The 19,896-nt window shown below is 46.9% G+C and carries 18 protein-coding genes; 16 read left to right on the top strand and 2 right to left on the bottom strand.

Annotated elements, in window-relative coordinates:
• The first annotated feature begins 145 nt into the window (after positions 1 to 145).
• From icd to coaE, 8 genes are all read left to right on the top strand, one after another.
• The gene (gene icd / locus BZ167_RS15830; protein WP_007408075.1) at positions 146 to 1,417 is read left to right on the top strand and encodes an NADP-dependent isocitrate dehydrogenase; all 1,272 of its coding nucleotides are present in this window, start codon (positions 146 to 148) and stop codon (positions 1,415 to 1,417) included.
• A gap of 45 nt (positions 1,418 to 1,462) precedes the next feature.
• Entirely contained in the window at positions 1,463 to 2,401 is a 939-nt protein-coding gene (gene mdh / locus BZ167_RS15835) for a malate dehydrogenase (protein ID WP_003152455.1), read from the top strand.
• Positions 2,402 to 2,616: 215 nt separating this feature from the next.
• Positions 2,617 to 3,336, top strand: coding sequence for a response regulator transcription factor (locus BZ167_RS15840; protein ID WP_031379143.1), 720 nt, complete (start codon positions 2,617 to 2,619; stop codon positions 3,334 to 3,336).
• Positions 3,329 to 5,068, top strand: a complete 1,740-nt coding sequence (gene pnpS, locus BZ167_RS15845; RefSeq protein ID WP_060674802.1) for a two-component system histidine kinase PnpS — start codon at positions 3,329 to 3,331, stop codon at positions 5,066 to 5,068. Before BZ167_RS15840 ends, pnpS begins: the two co-directional genes overlap by 8 nt.
• A gap of 246 nt (positions 5,069 to 5,314) precedes the next feature.
• Entirely contained in the window at positions 5,315 to 7,954 is a 2,640-nt protein-coding gene (gene polA, locus BZ167_RS15850) for a DNA polymerase I (protein WP_015417985.1), read from the top strand.
• 24 nt (positions 7,955 to 7,978) lie between these two features.
• Complete coding sequence (mutM, locus tag BZ167_RS15855) at positions 7,979 to 8,809, top strand: DNA-formamidopyrimidine glycosylase (RefSeq protein WP_095284170.1); 831 nt, start codon at positions 7,979 to 7,981, stop codon at positions 8,807 to 8,809.
• Between the two features lie 136 nt (positions 8,810 to 8,945).
• Positions 8,946 to 9,578 (top strand): sporulation membrane protein YtaF, encoded by a 633-nt coding sequence (ytaF, locus tag BZ167_RS15860; RefSeq protein ID WP_003152461.1) that lies wholly within the window; start codon positions 8,946 to 8,948, stop codon positions 9,576 to 9,578.
• 15 nt (positions 9,579 to 9,593) lie between these two features.
• Positions 9,594 to 10,187 carry a dephospho-CoA kinase gene (coaE, locus tag BZ167_RS15865; RefSeq protein ID WP_033574197.1) on the top strand — a complete coding sequence of 198 codons (594 nt, stop codon included), beginning with the start codon at positions 9,594 to 9,596 and terminating at the stop codon, positions 10,185 to 10,187.
• A 38-nt stretch (positions 10,188 to 10,225) separates the two neighbouring features.
• On the opposite strand, the gene BZ167_RS15870 is transcribed toward coaE, so the two are convergent.
• Entirely contained in the window at positions 10,226 to 11,068 is an 843-nt protein-coding gene (locus BZ167_RS15870; protein WP_007408081.1) for an aldo/keto reductase, read from the bottom strand.
• A 58-nt stretch (positions 11,069 to 11,126) separates the two neighbouring features.
• Positions 11,127 to 12,326, bottom strand: coding sequence for an MFS transporter (locus BZ167_RS15875; RefSeq protein WP_061890765.1), 1,200 nt, complete (start codon positions 12,324 to 12,326; stop codon positions 11,127 to 11,129).
• Positions 12,327 to 12,509: 183 nt separating this feature from the next.
• Between BZ167_RS15875 and BZ167_RS15880 the strand changes: the two genes are divergently transcribed.
• The 8 genes from BZ167_RS15880 (at position 12,510) to ytxC (ending at position 19,499) form a co-directional block, all read left to right on the top strand.
• A complete protein-coding gene (locus tag BZ167_RS15880) occupies positions 12,510 to 12,896 on the top strand; it encodes a winged helix-turn-helix transcriptional regulator (RefSeq protein ID WP_003152469.1) in 387 nt (128 codons plus the stop codon).
• Positions 12,897 to 13,103: 207 nt separating this feature from the next.
• On the top strand, positions 13,104 to 14,126 hold the full coding sequence (locus BZ167_RS15885; protein ID WP_007408083.1) for a glyceraldehyde-3-phosphate dehydrogenase: 1,023 nt from the start codon (positions 13,104 to 13,106) through the stop codon (positions 14,124 to 14,126).
• Positions 14,127 to 14,364: 238 nt separating this feature from the next.
• A complete protein-coding gene (gene speD, locus BZ167_RS15890) occupies positions 14,365 to 14,745 on the top strand; it encodes an adenosylmethionine decarboxylase (RefSeq protein WP_003152471.1) in 381 nt (126 codons plus the stop codon).
• Positions 14,746 to 14,993: 248 nt separating this feature from the next.
• Positions 14,994 to 15,452, top strand: coding sequence for a transcriptional regulator NrdR (gene nrdR, locus BZ167_RS15895; RefSeq protein WP_003152473.1), 459 nt, complete (start codon positions 14,994 to 14,996; stop codon positions 15,450 to 15,452).
• A gap of 111 nt (positions 15,453 to 15,563) precedes the next feature.
• On the top strand, positions 15,564 to 16,970 hold the full coding sequence (locus tag BZ167_RS15900; RefSeq protein ID WP_015417981.1) for a replicative helicase loading/DNA remodeling protein DnaB: 1,407 nt from the start codon (positions 15,564 to 15,566) through the stop codon (positions 16,968 to 16,970).
• A gap of 24 nt (positions 16,971 to 16,994) precedes the next feature.
• A complete protein-coding gene (dnaI, locus tag BZ167_RS15905) occupies positions 16,995 to 17,930 on the top strand; it encodes a primosomal protein DnaI (protein WP_061860776.1) in 936 nt (311 codons plus the stop codon).
• 31 nt (positions 17,931 to 17,961) lie between these two features.
• A complete protein-coding gene (locus BZ167_RS15910) occupies positions 17,962 to 18,603 on the top strand; it encodes a TVP38/TMEM64 family protein (RefSeq protein WP_007408086.1) in 642 nt (213 codons plus the stop codon).
• Positions 18,604 to 18,668: 65 nt separating this feature from the next.
• Positions 18,669 to 19,499: a putative sporulation protein YtxC gene (gene ytxC / locus BZ167_RS15915; RefSeq protein ID WP_015240356.1), complete on the top strand. Its 831-nt coding sequence runs from the start codon at positions 18,669 to 18,671 to the stop codon at positions 19,497 to 19,499.
• Positions 19,500 to 19,896 lie beyond the last annotated feature (397 nt).

Genomic DNA, 19,896 nt, shown 5'->3' on the forward strand with positions numbered 1-19,896 from the left:
GTGATTTTCATGTCGTTAGCCTCTTGTTAATCAAGCCCGGATTGGTTTACAATTTTGATAGAATCTTGAGAAAAGTCATTTTATTTTCTATACAAGAAAAATAAAATGTTTTCTAAATATGAATTACATACTGGGAGGTAATATTGTGTCACAAGGTGAAAAAATTACAGTCTCTAATGGAGTATTAAACGTACCAAATAATCCGATTATCCCGTTTATTGAAGGCGACGGCACAGGCCCTGATATTTGGAACGCCGCTTCTAAAGTATTGGAAGCCGCTGTTGAAAAAGCATATAAAGGCGAGAAAAAAATCACGTGGAAAGAAGTTTATGCCGGTGAAAAGGCTTATAATAAAACAGGTGAGTGGCTTCCTGCCGAAACGCTGGAAGACATCAGAGAGTACTTCATCGCCATCAAAGGTCCTCTGACGACACCGGTCGGCGGCGGTATCCGTTCTCTGAACGTGGCGCTGAGACAGGAGCTTGATTTGTTTACGTGCCTGCGCCCTGTCAGATATTTCACGGGAGTGCCTTCTCCGGTTAAACGACCTGAAGATACGGATATGGTCATTTTCCGCGAGAATACGGAAGATATTTATGCCGGAATTGAGTATGCGAAAGGTTCTGAAGAGGTTGAAAAGCTGATCAGCTTCCTGCAAAATGAAATGGGTGTTAACAAAATCCGTTTCCCTGAAACGTCAGGAATCGGCATCAAACCTGTTTCTGAAGAAGGCACAAGCCGCTTAGTCAGAGCTGCCATTGAGTATGCGATCGAAAACGGCCGTAAGTCTGTCACGCTTGTCCACAAAGGAAACATCATGAAGTTCACTGAAGGGGCATTTAAAAACTGGGGCTACGAGCTTGCCGAAAGAGAATACGGAGATAAAGTATTCACTTGGGCAGAATATGACCGTATTGTCGAAAAAGACGGAAAAGAAGCGGCTGATAAAGCGCAGAGCGACGCGGAAGCGGCAGGAAAAATCATCGTCAAAGACAGCATCGCTGATATTTTCCTTCAGCAGATCTTAACCCGTCCGAGCGAATTCGACGTCGTGGCGACAATGAACTTAAACGGAGACTATATCTCTGATGCGCTTGCCGCTCAGGTAGGCGGAATCGGAATCGCGCCTGGAGCGAACATCAACTATGAAACAGGGCATGCGATTTTCGAAGCGACTCACGGAACGGCTCCTAAATATGCCGGCCTTGACAAAGTCAACCCGTCATCCGTCATCCTTTCAGGAGTGCTTCTTCTTGAACACCTGAACTGGAATGAGGCTGCTGACTTGATCATTAAATCTATGGAAAAAACGATTGCTTCAAAAGTAGTAACGTACGATTTTGCTAGATTAATGGACGGCGCAACTGAAGTGAAATGTTCAGAGTTTGGTGAAGAGCTAATTAAAAACATGGACTGAACCTAAAGCAGACTTCTAATGAAGCCAAAAAAGGAGAAGAGAATCATGGGAAAAACACGCAGTAAAGTTTCTGTTATCGGAGCAGGATTTACGGGAGCGACAACAGCCTTTCTGACAGCTCAAAAAGAGCTTGCGGACGTTGTGCTCGTTGATATTCCGCAATTAGAAAACCCGACAAAAGGAAAAGCGCTAGACATGCTCGAAGCAAGTCCGGTTCAAGGATTTGACGCGAAAATCACAGGCACGTCCAACTACGAGGACACAGCCGGTTCTGATATCGTCGTCATCACAGCCGGAATTGCGAGAAAACCGGGCATGAGCCGTGATGATCTCGTATCTACAAACGAAAAAATCATGAGAAGCGTCACACGTGAGATCGTGAAATATTCTCCTGACTGCATTATCGTTGTATTGACAAACCCTGTTGATGCTATGACATATGCGGTGTACAAAGAATCAGGCTTCCCGAAAGAACGCGTCATCGGACAATCCGGAGTGCTTGACACTGCGCGATTCAGAACATTCGTCGCTGAAGAATTAAACCTGTCTGTAAAAGATGTGACCGGTTTTGTTCTTGGCGGACATGGTGACGACATGGTTCCTCTCGTCCGTTATTCCTATGCGGGCGGCATTCCGCTTGAAACGCTTATCCCGAAAGACCGTCTTGATGCGATTGTAGAACGCACAAGAAAAGGCGGCGGGGAAATCGTCAACCTTCTCGGCAACGGAAGCGCCTACTACGCGCCTGCTGCATCACTGACTGAAATGGTAGAAGCCATTTTGAAAGATCAGCGCCGCGTGCTTCCGACCATCGCTTACTTAGAAGGCGAATACGGTCATGAAGGCATTTACTTAGGCGTACCGACAATTATCGGAGGAAACGGCCTAGAGCAAATCATCGAGCTTGAACTGACAGACTATGAAAAAGCGCAGCTGAGTAAATCAGTTGAATCTGTCAAAAACGTGATGAAAGTATTGTCATAAGAAAAAAGGGAAGGCTTCCGAATCAGAAGCCTTCCTCTTTTTACAATTAATGAAAGCGTTTTCTTTTTCCCTGAGCGATCCTTTCTCTGAAAATGATCAAAAAGGCGAATTGTCTGAACGGGCAGTATTGGATAAAATGAAATCATAAAGTGATATGCAGCACATAAAATAGAGAAAATTGGATGTCGGGGAAAATAGACAGCGGAGGGCGCAGCATGAACAAAAAAATTTTAGTTGTAGATGATGAACAATCTATCGTTACTCTTTTACAGTATAATCTGGAACGGTCCGGCTATGATGTCATTACCGCATCAGACGGCGAAGAGGCTTTGGAGCAGGCAGAGAACGAAAATCCGGATTTAATCGTACTGGATGTCATGCTGCCGAAAGTGGACGGAATCGACGTCTGTAAACAGCTCAGACAGCAGAAAATGATGGTTCCGATCTTGATGCTGACAGCAAAAGATGAGGAGTTTGATAAGGTGCTGGGACTGGAGCTCGGAGCGGATGATTACATGACAAAGCCGTTCAGTCCGCGGGAAGTCACTGCGCGGGTGAAAGCCATTTTAAGAAGGGCTGACATTTCTTCGCTGGCACAAGGCAGAGAAGAGGAAAAGGACGGGCAGATCCTCATCGGCGAGCTGAAAATTCTTCCGGAGCATTACGAAGCGTACTTCAAGTCAGAACAGCTGGAATTGACGCCTAAAGAATTTGAACTGCTTCTGTATTTGGGAAAACATAAGGGAAGAGTGCTGACGAGAGATCTTCTGCTGAGCGCGGTCTGGAACTATGATTTTGCCGGGGATACCCGGATTGTTGACGTTCATATCAGCCATCTGCGCGACAAAATCGAATCAAATACCAAAAAACCCATCTATATTAAAACAATCAGAGGTTTGGGGTATAAACTGGAGGAGCCAAAAATGAATGAATAAAGTCCGTGTGCGTCTGTTCGCTTTACTCGTTGTATGTATCATATTGGTTTTCAGTGTTCTCGGCCTTTTTTTACAGCAGCTTATTTCTTCATCCGCTGAAGAAAGAACGGCGGATCAGCTGAAAAAGGAATCGGTATACATAGCGGGCCTTCTTGACACCGGCCGAATCGGCAATAAAAGCAATGAAACGGTAATCCGTGACGCCGGCCGCACCCTCGGTATAAACGTCTCTTTGCTCAACGAGAAGGGTGACGCCGTATTTCATTCCGGCAGTCGTGCTGATGATTCAGCCGTAAAGGAGTTCATTTCTCACAATAAAAGCGAGGAAGCCGTACAGTCGAAAAGCAAAGTCATCCGCGGCACTGCCGTAAAAAATGACGCCGGGAAAATTGCGGGGTATGTACTCGTTTCCTCTGAGATCAACGGCGGTTCAAGCGTTACCGGAGAAATGTGGGGCATGCTGGCAGCAAGTCTTTGTACCGCTTTTATCATTATCGTTTTCTTTTATACAAACATGACGTCCCGTTACAAAAAATCAATCGACGCCGCGACAAAGGTGGCGACGGAGCTGTCCAAGGGGAATTATGACGCCCGCTCCTACAGCGGTTACGCAAGGCGGTCGGACCGTCTCGGCCGTGCGATGAACAGCCTGGCGGTCGATTTAATGGAAATGACGAGAACGCAGGATATGCAGCGCGATCGTCTGTTAACCGTCATTGAAAATATCGGATCCGGTTTGATTTTAATAGACGGGAGAGGTTTTATCAATCTCGTGAACCGGTCATACACGAAGCAGTTTCATACAAATCCTGAACGTCTGCTTCGGCGCCTTTACCATGATGCGTTTGAACATGAGGAGATCATTCGGCTTGTCGAAGACATTTTTATGACGGAGACGAAAAAATGCCAGCTGCTCAGACTTCCCATCAACATTGAGCGGCGCTACTTTGAAGTTGACGGCGTTCCGATCATGGGCCCTGACGATGAATGGAAGGGCATCGTCCTCGTCTTTCACGATATGACGGAAATTAAAAAATTGGAGCAGATGAGAAAGGACTTCGTCGCCAATGTCTCCCATGAACTGAAAACACCGATCACCTCGATTAAAGGATTTACGGAAACACTGTTAGACGGAGCGATGAAAGACGAAAAGGCGCTTTCAGACTTTCTGTCTATCATTCTGAAAGAAAGTGAGCGGCTCCAATCTCTCGTGCAGGATTTACTGGATTTATCCAAGATGGAGCAGCAAAACTTTACGATGCGCGTAGAGTCCTTTGACGCCGCAAAAATTCTGCATGAAATTGAAGCGCTTTTGCGGCATAAGGCTGCGGAAAAAGGCATCAGCTTTCAGCTCGATCTCCCGGAAGAGCCGATTTTTGTGACGGGTGACGCGCACAGGCTGAAGCAGGTGTTTTTGAATCTGGCGAACAATGCCCTGACCTACACGCCTGAAAAAGGGACGGTGGGGATTTCGGTACATGTGAAAGAAACCGTTGTCGATATCAAAGTGTCCGATACGGGAATCGGCATTCAAAAGGAAGAGATCCCGAGGATATTTGAGAGATTCTACCGCGTGGATAAAGACAGAAGCCGCAACTCGGGAGGAACCGGGCTCGGCCTCGCCATCGTGAAGCACTTAATAGAAGCCCATGAAGGTAAAATCGAGGTCACAAGCGAGCCGGGACAGGGGACTGTATTTACCGTGACGCTGAAGCGGCAGCCGGAAGCGTGATCAGCTTTACAAAGGATTAACAATTTCTTCATGACCTGTTAAACCTATCTTGTTAGGATGTAACAGAACCCCTTCATCCAAGGAGCCAATTTTGACGGCGGGAACGTGTTTTCTTGTTCCCGTCCTTTTTTGCGTTTTCACGGGGTTCGCTCATTTTCCTTTCAAATTGAACTTTGTTAAAATAAGAGAAGCTGTGAAATTAAAAAATAGAGGAATGACGAGCTTTTGCTCTTAGGAGGATATTGAATGACGGAACGAAAAAAATTAGTGCTTGTCGACGGAAACAGTCTGGCGTACCGGGCGTTTTTTGCATTGCCGCTTTTAAGCAATGAAAAAGGCATCCATACAAATGCCGTATACGGGTTTGCGATGATTTTAATGAAAATGCTGGAAGATGAAAAGCCGACCCACATGCTGGTGGCTTTTGATGCGGGAAAAACCACTTTCCGCCACAGCACGTTTAAAGAATATAAAGGCGGAAGACAAAAAACGCCGCCGGAGCTTTCAGAACAGATGCCGTTCATCCGCGAGCTCCTTGATGCCTACAAAATCAGCCGCTACGAGCTTCCTGAATATGAAGCGGACGATATTATCGGCACCCTTGCCGTTTCTGCTGAAAAAGAAGGCTTCGAAGTAAAGGTAGTGTCGGGGGACAAGGACTTAACCCAGCTTGCAACCGGGAAAACGACCGTTGCCATTACGAGAAAAGGCATTACTGACGTGGAAGATTACACGCCGGAGCACGTGCAAGAAAAGTACGGTCTGACCCCTTTGCAAATCATTGATATGAAGGGATTAATGGGGGATTCATCCGATAACATACCGGGCGTCCCCGGCGTCGGAGAAAAAACCGCGATTAAGCTTTTAAAGCAGTTCCATTCGGTTGAGAAACTGCTTGATTCCATTGATGAAGTCAGCGGAAAAAAATTAAAAGAAAAGCTTGAAGAATATAAGGAACAAGCCCTGATGAGCAAAGAGCTGGCGACGATTATGACAAATGCGCCGATTGAAGTCAAGCCCGAAGATTTAGATTACCAAGGGTTTGACCGTGAACAAGTTGTTGCCATTTTTAAAGACCTCGGTTTTAATACGCTTCTTGAGCGGCTCGGTGAAGAAAGCGGCGAAACGGCGGAAGAAAATTTTGAAGACATCAATGTTGAAACGGCAGAAGAAATCACCGAAGATATGCTCGTTTCGCCGTCCGCTTTGGTCGTTGAACAAATCGGTGATAACTATCACGAAGAACCGATCCTCGGCTTTTCCATCGTGAATGAAACAGGTCTTTATTATATTCCGAAAGAAATCGCCATTCAGTCTGAAGCTTTTAAATCTTGGGCTGAAGATGAATCGATGAAAAAGTGGGTGTTCGACAGCAAACGTTCCGTCGTCGCTTTGCGCTGGCAGGGAATTGAGCTGAAGGGAACGGAATTTGACGCGCTTCTTGCTGCCTACATTATAAACCCGGGCAATTCGTACGACGATGTCGCGAGCGTAGCGAAAGAATACGGGCTGAATATCGTTTCAAAAGATGAAGCGGTATACGGAAAGGGCGCAAAGCGCGCCGTTCCGGCTGAAAAAGAGCTTGCCGATCATCTCGCGCGGAAAGCGTCTGCCGTTAACAGCCTCCGTGACAAACTGCTCGACGCTTTGGAAGAAAATAATCAGCTTGAATTATATGAAGATCTCGAACTCCCGCTTGCGCTTATTCTCGGAGAAATGGAGTCAATGGGCGTCAAAGTGGATGTTGAAAGACTGAAGCGAATGGGCGAAGAGCTTAAGGCGAAGCTGAAAGAATATGAAGAAAAAATCCATGACATCGCCGGTGAGCCGTTTAACATCAATTCACCAAAACAGCTCGGCGTCATTCTGTTTGAAAAGCTCGGCCTGCCGCCAGTAAAGAAAACAAAAACAGGCTATTCCACTTCAGCTGATGTGCTTGAGAAGCTCGCAGACAAACATGATATCGTCGCGCACATTCTGCAATACAGACAAATCGGCAAGCTTCAATCGACTTATATAGAAGGGCTGCTAAAGGTCACGCGCAAGGATTCTCATAAGGTGCATACACGATTCAATCAGGCGTTGACTCAAACCGGACGCCTCAGCTCAACGGATCCGAACCTGCAAAATATTCCGATCCGGCTGGAGGAAGGGCGGAAAATCCGTCAGGCTTTCGTACCGTCCGAACCGGACTGGCTTATTTTCGCCGCCGATTATTCACAAATTGAATTAAGGGTGCTTGCGCATATTTCAAAAGATGAAAATCTGATCGAAGCGTTTACGAATGACATGGATATTCACACAAAAACCGCCATGGACGTATTTCATGTCAGTGAAGATGAAGTGACACAAGCGATGCGCCGCCAGGCAAAGGCCGTCAATTTCGGTATTGTTTACGGCATCAGTGATTACGGGCTGTCACAAAACCTCGGCATCACCCGGAAAGAAGCGGGCGCTTTTATAGACCGCTATTTGGAGAGCTTCCCGGGCGTTAAGGCGTATATGGAAGAATCGGTGCAGGAAGCGAAGCAAAAAGGATATGTCACGACACTTATGCAGCGCCGCCGCTACATTCCTGAGCTGACAAGCCGCAACTTCAACCTGCGGAGCTTTGCGGAACGGACGGCCATGAATACGCCGATTCAGGGAAGCGCCGCCGATATTATTAAAAAAGCCATGATTGACATGGCAGCTGAGCTGAAAGAAAAAAACCTGAAGGCGCGACTGCTGCTTCAGGTGCACGATGAATTGATTTTTGAAGCGCCTAAGGAAGAAATTGAAATATTAGAGAAGCTGGTTCCTGAAGTGATGGAGCATGCTTTGGCATTAGACGTGCCGCTGAAGGCGGATTATGCTTCAGGGCCGTCTTGGTACGATGCAAAGTAAACAGAGAAAAAGGAAGTGATGATTGTGCCGGAATTACCAGAAGTTGAAACGGTCCGGCGCACTCTGACCGGTCTTGTGAAGGGGAAAACGATTGAATCGGCGGATATCAGATGGCCGAATATCATCAAAAAACCCGCCGAGCCGGAGGAATTCGCGCGGCAGATTGAAGGAGAAACAATCCGATCCATCGGAAGAAGGGGAAAGTTTTTGCTTTTCCATCTGGATCATTATGTCATGGTGTCCCACCTGCGGATGGAGGGGAAATACGGTCTTCATCAGGCCGATGAGCCTGACGATAAACATGTGCACGTCGTGTTTCACATGACGGACGGAACACAGCTCCGCTACCGGGATGTCCGGAAATTCGGCACGATGCATTTGTTTGCGCCGGGAGAGGAATTGAATGCATTACCGCTTTCACAGCTCGGGCCCGAACCCGATGATGAAGCATTTACCGCTGCTTATTTAAAAGAGCGGCTTGCAAAAACGAACCGCGCGGTGAAAACCGCCCTGCTCGACCAAAAAGCGGTCGTCGGCCTCGGCAATATTTATGTCGATGAAGCTTTATTCCGGGCGCGTATTCATCCTGAGACAAAAGCGAACAGTCTGTCAGACGGGCAGATAAAAACGCTTCATACAGAAATTAAAGACACCCTTCAGGAAGCGATTGACGCGGGCGGGAGCACCGTCCGGTCTTATATCAATTCTCAAGGGGAAATCGGAATGTTTCAGCTCAAACATTACGTATACGGCAAAAAGGATGAGCCGTGCAAAACGTGCGGCACGATGATTTCTAAAATCGTGGTCGGCGGAAGGGGTACTCATTTTTGCGCCCGCTGCCAAAAAAAATCATAAACTGAAGCGGTTCAAGCAGGCGGCAGCAGAATGACTTTTTTCTAACACAGTTGATGACCTTTCTCCATATATATATTGTGATTCACCCAATAGGCATATGTCACAATTGCCGATCAAGAGAAAGGGAGAAACGGATATGGAGATTGTTTCTTTGCTGCTTTTGGCTTTTGCTGTCAGCTTGGACAGTTTTTCAGTCGGGTTTACGTATGGTTTGAGAAAAATGAAAATCCCGTTCAAAGCGATTGCCGTGATCGCTTGCTGTTCAGCCTCTGTGATGTTTATATCCATGCTGATCGGCCATTTTCTGACAAAGATTTTTCCCGTATCCGTCACGGAAAAACTGGGCGGGCTGATCTTAATCGGAATCGGGGCATGGGTCATCTGGCAATTTTTCAAACCGGCTAAAGAGCCGGATTACTTATTGCATGAAAAAACGTTACTTAATCTTGAAGTGAAATCGCTCGGCATCGTCATTCATATTTTGAAAAAACCGACCAGCGCCGATATTGATCAATCCGGAACCATTAACGGAGTCGAGGCGCTTCTGCTCGGTATCGCCTTATCCATTGACGCGTTTGGCGCCGGGCTGGGAGCGGCCATTCTCGGCTTTTCTCCGGTTATGATGAGCGTGACTGTCGGGCTGATGAGCTCGCTGTTTGTTTCACTCGGCATAAACGCGGGGCATTTGCTTTCAAGATGGAATTGGATAGATAAAATGACATTTTTGCCGGGAGTCCTGCTGATTATCATCGGGATTTGGAAAATGTAAGAAGGAGTGGGCTTTTTGAGCTTGGTCATCGGTTTAACGGGAGGCATCGCAAGCGGCAAAAGCACGGTAGCGCGTATGCTGATCGACAAAAAAATAACAGTCATTGATGCGGATGTCATCGCAAAACAGGCGGTGGAAAAAGGAATGCCGGCTTACGGACAAATTGTGGAGGCATTCGGAAAAGACATCCTGCTGGAAAATGGCGGTATTGACAGAAAAAAACTCGGTTCTATCGTTTTCACTGACGAACAGAAGCGTCTGAAGCTGAATCAGATCGTTCATCCGGCAGTACGTGCGGAAATGCTGAAACAGCGGGATGAAGCCGTTGCGCGAAAAGAGCAGTTCGTCGTTTTGGATATACCGCTTTTGTATGAAAGCGGGCTTGATTATCTTGTCGGCAAGGTGCTCGTCGTCACCGTACCGGCAGACATTCAGCTTAAACGGCTGATGGAGCGGAATTCCCTTACAGAAGAAGCAGCGATGAGCCGGATAACGTCGCAAATGCCTTTAGCGGATAAAACAAAAAAAGCTGACGCCGTCATTGATAACAGCGGCAGTCTTGAATATACAAAGCACCAGCTTGAGGAAGTATTGAGCGGCTGGGCATAAACAAACACCGTTCGGAAAGCCGAACGGTGTTTTTTTGGTTAAAAATCAAAATTGTCAGGATCAGGACCGACACGGAGGTTTTCGTTCAGATCATCAATCCGCTTCATATCGTCAGCTGACAGTTCGAAATCAAAGACATTTGCATTTTCTTCAATACGGTGTTTTTTCGTTGATTTCGGAATGGTGATGACACCGTTCTGCAAATCCCAGCGCAAAATCACTTGGGCGGCTGATTTGCCGTACTTCTCAGCGATTTCCTGTAAAACGGTGTGATCAAGCAGCTGACCTTGCATCAATGGCGACCACGCTTCAAGCTGAATGCCTTGTTCAGTGCAGAAAGCAAGCAGTTCTTTCTGTGTCAGACGAGGATGGTACTCCACCTGGTTGATCATCGGCTTGATTTCCGTCTCTTTCATGAGATGTTTCAGATGGTGAATTTGGAAATTGCTGACCCCGATCGCCTTAATGCGTCCATCCCGGTAGAGGGTTTCGAGCGCCCGCCACGCATCGATGTACTTTCCTTCGACAGGCCAATGGATCAAATATAAATCCAAATAATCTAAACCGAGTTTTTCTAAGCTTGTGTCAAACGCTTTTAACGTTTCTTCATATCCTAAATCGGCATTCCATACTTTTGACGTGACAAAAATGTCTTCACGTTTTAATCCCGCTTCTTGCAGCCCTTGGCGGATGCCTTCGCCGACACCTTCTTCATTTCCGTAAATCGCGGCGGTATCAACGCTGCGATAGCCGTGCACCAATGCCGTTTTCACCGCGTTGACGAGTTCCGCGCCTTCCTCTACTTTGAAAACTCCGATGCCGAACCAAGGCATCTCTACTCCGTTATGCAATGTTGCTTTTGCTTGTAAATGTGTTGTCATGTATATATTCCTCCTATTAGTTGTCTGTTGAAACAATCAAAATGCGCTGAAGAAAAACTCACCTCCTTTCAAGGGCAGTGCGATCCCGCTTTTCAAGCTTCCTGCTCCATCCGGTTAATACAACCGCGCTGAGCACCATCAGCGCCCCGATCCAAGCGGTATGAATGATTCCGATTGAGTCTGTAATGATTCCGCCGGCAAACGAGCCGATCGCGATTCCGGCATTAAATGCCGCGATATTTAAGGCTGATGCTGTATCAACGGCGTTTGGCGCAAAACGTTCACTCAGCATCACGACATATACCTGAAGCCCCGGCACATTCATAAACGCCAACAGCCCCATGAAAATAATGGTGATCAGCCCGGCTGTTTTAAACGGCGCGGTAAAAGTCAGAACAAACAGCACAGCAGCCTGGACAATGAACATATAAAACAAGGCTTTCAGCGGATTTCGGTTTGATAAACGGCCGCCAATCATGTTTCCGATGGCAATCGCAATTCCGTAAATGAGCAGGATGGCCGCGACGGTTTCTTTCTGAAAACCGGTTACCTCCTGAAGAAGCGGAGATAAATACGTAAACACGACAAACGTTCCGCCGTAGCCTAACGCGGTAATGATAAATAAAAGCAATAACCGGCCGTTTGTGACGAGTTTGACCTGCTCGGCAAATGCGGTTTTCGTCCCTTTGCGCAAATGTGACGGAACGAGAAGCGCGTTTGTGAGGAATGCGATGATTCCTACCGCTACAATGACGGCAAATGCGATTCTCCATCCGAATTGCTGGCCGAGATAGGTGCCGAATGGAACGCCGGTCACCGTAGCCACCGTCAGCCCCGTAAACATGATAGAAATCGCGCTTGCTCTTTTATGCTCCGGCACGATATTGGCGGCGATTGTTGCCCCGATTGACATGAAAATGCCGTGGGAAAAAGCCGAAATGACCCGTGCCGCCAGTAAGACGCCGATTGAGGAAGCGCTCGCTGCGAGTGTATTTCCGGCGATAAAAATTAACATCACCCAGAGCAACAGCGTTTTCCGCGACATGCCGGATGTGAGAGACGTTAAAACCGGCGCGCCGAATGTCACGCCCAGAGCATACATGGAAACGGTAAGTCCCGCCGTTGTCACAGGTATATGCAGATCTTGAGATATAAGCGGCAGCAGCCCGACGCTGATAAATTCGGTTGTGCCGATCGCAAAAGCGCTGACGGCTAATGCCAGCAGCGCTGGTAAATAGCTTTGGCGATGTGAAGACATCTGTTTTCCTCCTTGAACGATAATGTATGGTTGAAATGATGCCGGGTAAACGATATAAGTATAAGAGTACATTCCTTTTCAGCCGGCAAATGTCATTATGATCGATAGAAGTGTCATTGAAAAGAACGTACTTTTAAGTGCCATAGGCACTTTTTAGTTCCTATAGATGAGGAGGAATTACCGTTGCTGAAGAAAAAATACAATATATCCGTAGAGGCGGCGCTTGAAGTGATCGGCGGAAAATGGAAGTGTGTGATCCTCTGCCACCTCATGCGCGGGAAAAAACGGACAAGCGAATTGAAGCGGCTTATGCCGGACATCACCCAGAAGATGCTGACACAGCAATTGCGGGAGCTGGAAGCTGACGGCGTTATCAACCGGATCGTGTACAATCAGGTGCCGCCGAAAGTGGAATACGAGCTGAGTGAATACGGGCACAGTCTGGAAAGAATTTTAAACGCGCTGTGCGACTGGGGCGCGATGCATATTGCTAAACGGTACGGCGAGGTGTCTTCCGTTTTAGAGGACAGCATTTTAAATGACAAATTTAAAGAACCGGGACAAATATAAGAAAAAAGCAGGCAGCCTGAGACGCTGATCCTGCTTTTTTTATGGAAGAAAGATCATTTTATATGCAAAAAAACCGATTGAACAACATATTGATCGGTATAAGGGTGGATTTTTATCAAGTTGTACTGGCGGATTTCTTTTAATGTGTTATACTATATATAAATAAAGGTAAATTAGAGTGGCATATTAAAAAGGGGTGACCTGAGCATGAAGGTAAAAGTAGCAATCAACGGGTTTGGTAGAATCGGAAGAATGGTGTTCAGAAAAGCAATGGAAGATGATCAAATTCAAATAACAGCCATTAATGCAAGCTATCCCCCGGAAACGCTTGCTCATTTGATAAAGTATGACACAATTCACGGCAAATACGATCAAGAAGTTGAGACCTCCGACGACAGCCTGATCGTCAACGGAAAACATATTATGCTGTTCAATCGCCGGGACCCGAGAGAGCTTCCGTGGAAAGAATGCGGAATAGACATCGTCGTAGAGGCAACGGGGAAATTTAATTCAAAAGAAAAAGCAATGAGCCATATTGAAGCAGGGGCGAAAAAAGTCATTTTAACGGCTCCGGGCAAAAATGAAGACGTTACCATTGTCATGGGAGTAAATGAAGAGCAGTTCAATCCCGATGAACATGTCATTATTTCAAATGCATCCTGCACGACAAACTGTCTTGCGCCGGTCGTCAAAGTGCTTGATCAGGAATTCGGGATCGAAAGCGGCCTGATGACGACTGTTCACGCTTACACGAATGATCAAAAAAATATCGACAATCCGCATAAAGATCTGCGGAGGGCGAGAGCGTGCGGAGAATCCATCATTCCGACTTCTACAGGCGCCGCCAAAGCGCTGTCGCTCGTGCTGCCTCATTTGAAAGGAAAACTTCACGGTCTCGCTTTGCGTGTTCCCGTTCCGAATGTGTCATTAGTGGACCTTGTCTGCGATCTGAAAACAGATGTGTCGGCCGAGCAAGTGAACGCCGCTTTCCAAAGAGCCGCAAAAACGTCGATGTACGGAATTCTTGATTATTCGGATGAGCCGCTCGTTTCTTCGGATTATAATACGAATTCACACTCTGCGATCATCGACGGACTGACAACGATGGTGATGGAAGACCGAAAAGTAAAGGTGCTCGCCTGGTATGACAATGAATGGGGATATTCCTGCCGGGTCGTTGATCTTATCCGTCACGTCGCCGCGCGAATGAAACACCCGTCAGCTGTGTAGACTAAAGATCATGGACATTTGTTAGAAAAAAACCCTTAACGGCATATTCGCAAAAAACACACCTTGCAAAATAAACTTAAACACAGTATACTATCTTTCGTGAACTTCTTGCTCGTGACTGCTTCGGAATTACTTAAAGGGTTAGGACCTCTCCGGACTAACTTTCCCCCGTGGTAAATGGCCGGGTCAGTTCTCGGAAATTCACTTTTTTAATTCTTGTTAAGGGGGGTCCATGATTATGGAAACAATGGGGCGTCACGTCATCTCCGAGCTGTGGGGATGCGATTTTGATAAGCTCAATGACATGGATTTTATTGAAAAAACGTTTGTAAATGCTGCTTTGAAATCAGGAGCTGAAGTGCGCGAGGTCGCATTTCACAAATTTGCACCGCAAGGCGTAAGCGGAGTCGTTATTATCTCTGAGTCACATTTAACGATTCACAGTTTTCCTGAACACGGATATGCAAGCATTGATGTTTATACTTGTGGAGACCTGGATCCTAATGTGGCTGCGGATTACATTGCGGACGCATTACATGCAGATACAAGAGAAAACATTGAAATACCGAGAGGAATGGGGCCTGTACAGATTAAACAGGCACAAGCGAAAGTACTGTAATTTTCAAAACGCAAACACAAGGGAGCTAAGCTGAAAAAGCCATTACGCGCTTTGAAGCTGATGCTCCTTTTCTAATGTAAAAAAACAGCATTGCTTTTTCTTTAAGCATTTTTTTTGTAAAATAGAAAAGATAAGGCCGGTCTATCGGCTCTCCCAACAAATAGGCTCATCCTAGAAACGTTGGCGGGCATTTACCGGAAGCTTGCGAACCGCATTACAGCAACGAAACAGATGGGAGCTGATCCAATTTGAAATGTCCTTCATGCCAGCACAACGGTTCCCGCGTACTTGATTCACGGCCTGCGGACGAAGGGAAATCAATCCGCAGAAGGCGGGAATGCGAAGCCTGCCATTACCGCTTCACTACATTTGAGAAGTTTGAAGAGATGCCTCTGATCGTCGTGAAAAAAGAAGGCGTCCGGGAAGAATTCAGCCGTGAAAAAATGCTGCGCGGGTTAATTAAAGCTTGTGAAAAAAGGCCCGTTCCTTTAAAAACATTGGAAGACATGTGCTTTGACATTGAAAAAGAGCTGAGAAACCAAGGTGTATCTGAAGTCAAAAGCGAACTTGTCGGAGAAATGGTAATGGACCGTCTGGCGAAAATCGATGAGGTGTCTTATGTCCGCTTTGCCTCCGTCTACCGGCAGTTTAAGGATATAAACGTGTTTATCGATGAATTGAAAGATTTAATAAAGAAAGAACGCTGAGAGAGCTAAGAGATTGTGTCTGGCTCTTTTCTCATGAGCAAAATTGGCATTTGATAGATCGCAGAAACGGTGTAAAATGAGAGTAGAAACATATCGGAAGGTTTGAGAATCATGGCTGACTATTGGAATGACGTATTGCCTGTAGATCCTTATACGGTCAAAAGCCGTTCGCTTCTTCAGGATGTCGACAGACAGGTTTTGACACATCTGTACCAGCCGCTGATCGGTTCTTTTGCATTCTCCCTTTATATGACCTTATGGGGAGAGCTTGAGCAGAACCGCTTGTGGGGAGCGGAATCCACGCACAGGCAGCTGATGGGCATGATGCAGTCAAATTTAAAAAAGATTCATCATGAACAGGGAAAGCTTGAAGGAATCGGGCTGCTGAAAGTGTATATCCGGGAGTCCGAGCAAAAAGAGCGGATGTTTATTTATGAGCTGCTGCCCCCGCTCAGACCGAATGATTTTTTTGAAGACGGCATGCTGAATGTCTTTCTTTATAACAGAGTCGGTAAAACGAAATACCAGCAGCTGAGACAATTTTACACGCACCCTTCCGTCGGCGCGGGCGCAAGGGAAATTACCCGTCCGTTTAATCACGCCTTTGCCTCTTTTCAGCCGAGTGAATGGAAAATGACGCCTGATATGGAAGAGGCGATGAAGCTCCCCGAGGACTATGAGACGGCGTCTGTCGGACAAGCGCCTTCCTATACGGTGACGGAGGAAGTATTTGATTTTGAGCTTTTCATGGCGGGACTGTCAGAAACGATGATACCGCGAAAATCAATCACGCAGGACGTGCGGGAGAGCATTAAAAAGCTTTCATATTTATACGGAATAGATCCTATCTCCATGCAGCACGTCGTCATGACCGCAATTAATGAACAGGATACGATAACGGCCGAAGCGCTGAGGAAAGCGGCCAGCGACTGGTACCAAATTGAAAGAAGCGGTAAGCTTCCGGAACTGATTGATAAAACACAGCCTGTCACCTTGAGAGAAAACCGGACGGAAAAGGACGATTCATTGAACGGCGAACTCATCGCACAGCTTGAGACCATATCACCGAGAAAGCTTCTTCAGGACATTGCGGACGGGACCGAGCCGTCAAAAGCCGACTTGCAGATTATTGCCGATATTATGTTCGAACAAAAGCTTGAGCCCGGCGTCACCAATGTGCTGATTTATTATGTCATGCTGAAAACGGATATGAAGCTGTCCAAAAACTATATCCAAAAAATCGCCGCCCACTGGGCCAGAAAGAAAGTCAAAACGGTACGGGAAGCAATGAAGCTCGCAATAGAAGAGCACAGGCAATATCTTGATTGGGCGGACGGCAAAACAAACGGCGCGGCGCGCGGCAAAAAAACCGTCCGGGAAGAAAAGCGCCCTGATTGGATGAAAGAAGAAACCGGGAAGAAACAAGAACAGCCGGCTCTTTCCGCGCAGGATCTTGAAGAACAGAAGAAAAAAATGATGGAAGAAATGAAAAAACTGAAAAAATACTCTGCCTATTGAGACAGAGAAGCGGGGTGATATTGAATGGAACCGATCAGCCGATCCTTAGAAGGCGTGACGAAAAGACCTGACTTTCAAAAACGCCTGGAACGAATGCAGCAGCAAGTCATGGCCGACGAAGACGTCCAGGCTTTTTTGAAGGAACAGAAAGATGTAATCAATCAAAGCATGATTGACAGAGGGTTAAATAAACTGTACGAATTCGTTCAGCAAAGCAAACAGTGCGCCTTCTGTTCGAAAGACAGCCGGACGAACAGCCTGCTTGAAGGCTATCATCCGAAGCTTGTGATCAACGGGCATTCCATCGATATTGAATATTACGAATGTCCGGAAAAGAGAAAGCTCGACCGCCAGAAAAGGCAAAAGTCCCTGATGAAGAGCATGTATATCCAGCAGGATCTTCTCGGCGCGACGTTTCAGCAGATCGACATTACCGATCCGAGCAGAGTCGGCATTTTCCAGCATGTGACGGATTTTCTGAAGAGTTATAATGAAACAGGAAAAGGCAAAGGGCTGTATCTGTACGGAAAATTCGGAATCGGAAAGACATTTATTTTAGCCGCCATTGCTAACGAACTGGCGGAAAAAGAGTATTCATCAATGATCGTATATGTTCCCGAATTTGTCAGAGAGCTGAAAAACTCGCTCCAGGATCAGTCGTTGGAGGCGAAACTGAATATGGTGAAAACGACGCCCGTACTGATGCTTGATGACATCGGAGCGGAATCAATGACAAGCTGGGTCAGGGATGAAGTCATCGGCACCGTGCTTCAGCACAGAATGAGCCAGCAGCTTCCCACTTTCTTCTCGTCTAATTTTTCACCTGACGAGCTGAAGCATCATTTTACGTATTCACAGCGGGGAGAAAAGGAAGAAGTAAAAGCGGCAAGACTGATGGAGCGGATTTTATATTTGGCTTCGCCCGTCCGTCTTGACGGGGAAAACCGCCGCCGTTCATGATGCCGGCGTCCAATGGGAAGGATTTGAGGGAATGAGGAATAAGAAGGCTGTCACTTGGGCTGCGGCTGCGGCGGGAGCGGGCCTTTTGCTGTGGGCAAACCGCAAATATTTGAATCTGTCGCCTAAGGAGATCCGGCTGTGGGTGTTATCGTTCGGTGTTTTTGCGCCGCTTGTGTTTATCGGAATTTCCATCGTCAGGCCTTTTGTGCTGTTTCCCGTATCAATCGTTTCCGTCGCCGGAGGATTGGCGTTCGGCCCGTTTTTCGGCACCGTGTATACGCTGGCGGGCTCAATGGGCGCTGCCGCCGCGTCTTTTTTTGCGGCGGGGCTGTTTGCCTTTAATGAGAAAAGCCGTCATGGAAAAATGGAAGCCATTCAAAAGCAGATGAAAACCAATGGCTTCTTTTATATTTTTATCCTGCGCATTCTGCCTGTTAACTTTGATGTGATCAGCTATGCCGCGGGCCTATCGAAAGTCAGGCCGATGACGTATTTTTTGGCGACCGCAGCGGGCATCATTCCGGGGACGATCGTCCTGAATGTGCTCGGCGCGAGCTTTATGTCCGGCAATGTGCTGACCGTACTCGGCGTGATCTGTCTTTACATCGTATTTTTATCGCTTCCCGTTATATTTAAAAAGAAGGTGCGCCATTTGTTCGGCGGTGAAAGCTAACCTTTACGTCTATTTTAAAAACATCCCCCATATACTTGTAACAGATGCCGTAAGGGGGGACAAATATGCTTGAAGTGATCTTTGAAGATGACCACGATACCGCCGCTTTTTTACATCTCATTCAGCAATCGGACGACCGGAGACATTTTATTGTCCGTGAAGGCATAAAAAAAGTCGGAATCGCAAGGTCTGAAACGGCTTTTTGCGTTCAGCGCTTTATTGAGCCGATACTTGTCAGGTTTTTTTTGGAATGCAAAGAAGACGAGCATATGCTTTCGCTTATTGAGGATGCATACTGCTTCACCGATCAGGATGAACAGCAGCAAATCCTTCAGCTTGCACACAGCATTATGGAAGGAGAGCTTGATGATCATCCGTTCGAGCCGAAGAAAGAGCCGCGCACACAGTTTATTTCAGATGCGCTCCGGACGATTTCACTTGATGCGGGTGTTTTTTCCGTGCGTTCGTTTCAGACGTTCCGGCTCGGCAGGTATTATGAGCGGCTCAGAGAATACGCGGAGGCTGCGATAGATGAATATCGGATGGAACAGGAATATCAAAACTTTATCCAGTCTCTGAGAGATTATGTGACATCCAATCCGCCGCGGATGAAGAAAGTCCGCATCGTACATGACCGGGCTTTTACGCTGTGGGAGCTGCGCTATTTGTCAGAACGGGAACAGAAAAAATACATAGACAGACGGTTTGTGCGGGAGCACCCGATGTATATAGATTCCCATCTCCTTGCGCCGCTGATCTCCATTGCGCCTGAGACGGTAGAACTGTATACGGACAAACCGGAGCATATGATGTCCAGAACGATTCAAAACGTGTTTCAGGAGAGGGTGCGCCTTTTTCCGCTGGGCGCGTTTGCAGCCGAGAAGACGGAAGGATAGCCGCACGGACGGCCTTGTGTAAGCGGCAGGGCTGTCTTTGCGAAATCAGACGGAAAACCGAGTTGCATTTTTTTCACAGACATTTTATAATACATAAAAGATTAATGATTGCTACACGTATTGATAAGGACATGAAGCATTGATACCGGCTTTATAAGAGAGGAGAGCCCAGGCTGAAAGCTTTCCAGCTATGGATCATTGTCTTTACCGCCTTTGAACTTCAGCTGTGAACGCCGGAAGAAGCGCCAGTAATAGCTGACGGGAACTCCCGTTACAGAGCTTAGAGCCGCAGGTGCCGAAGCAATCGGCCGCGCGGAAAAAAGGGTGGAACCACGATTCCGTTTATTTAACCTCGTCCCTTTCATAGGGGGCGGGGTTTTTGATTTGCATAAAAAAA

Origin of the sequence: Bacillus sp. 275 (assembly GCF_001999205.1) — a bacterium.
GTDB lineage: Bacteria > Bacillota > Bacilli > Bacillales > Bacillaceae > Bacillus > Bacillus velezensis.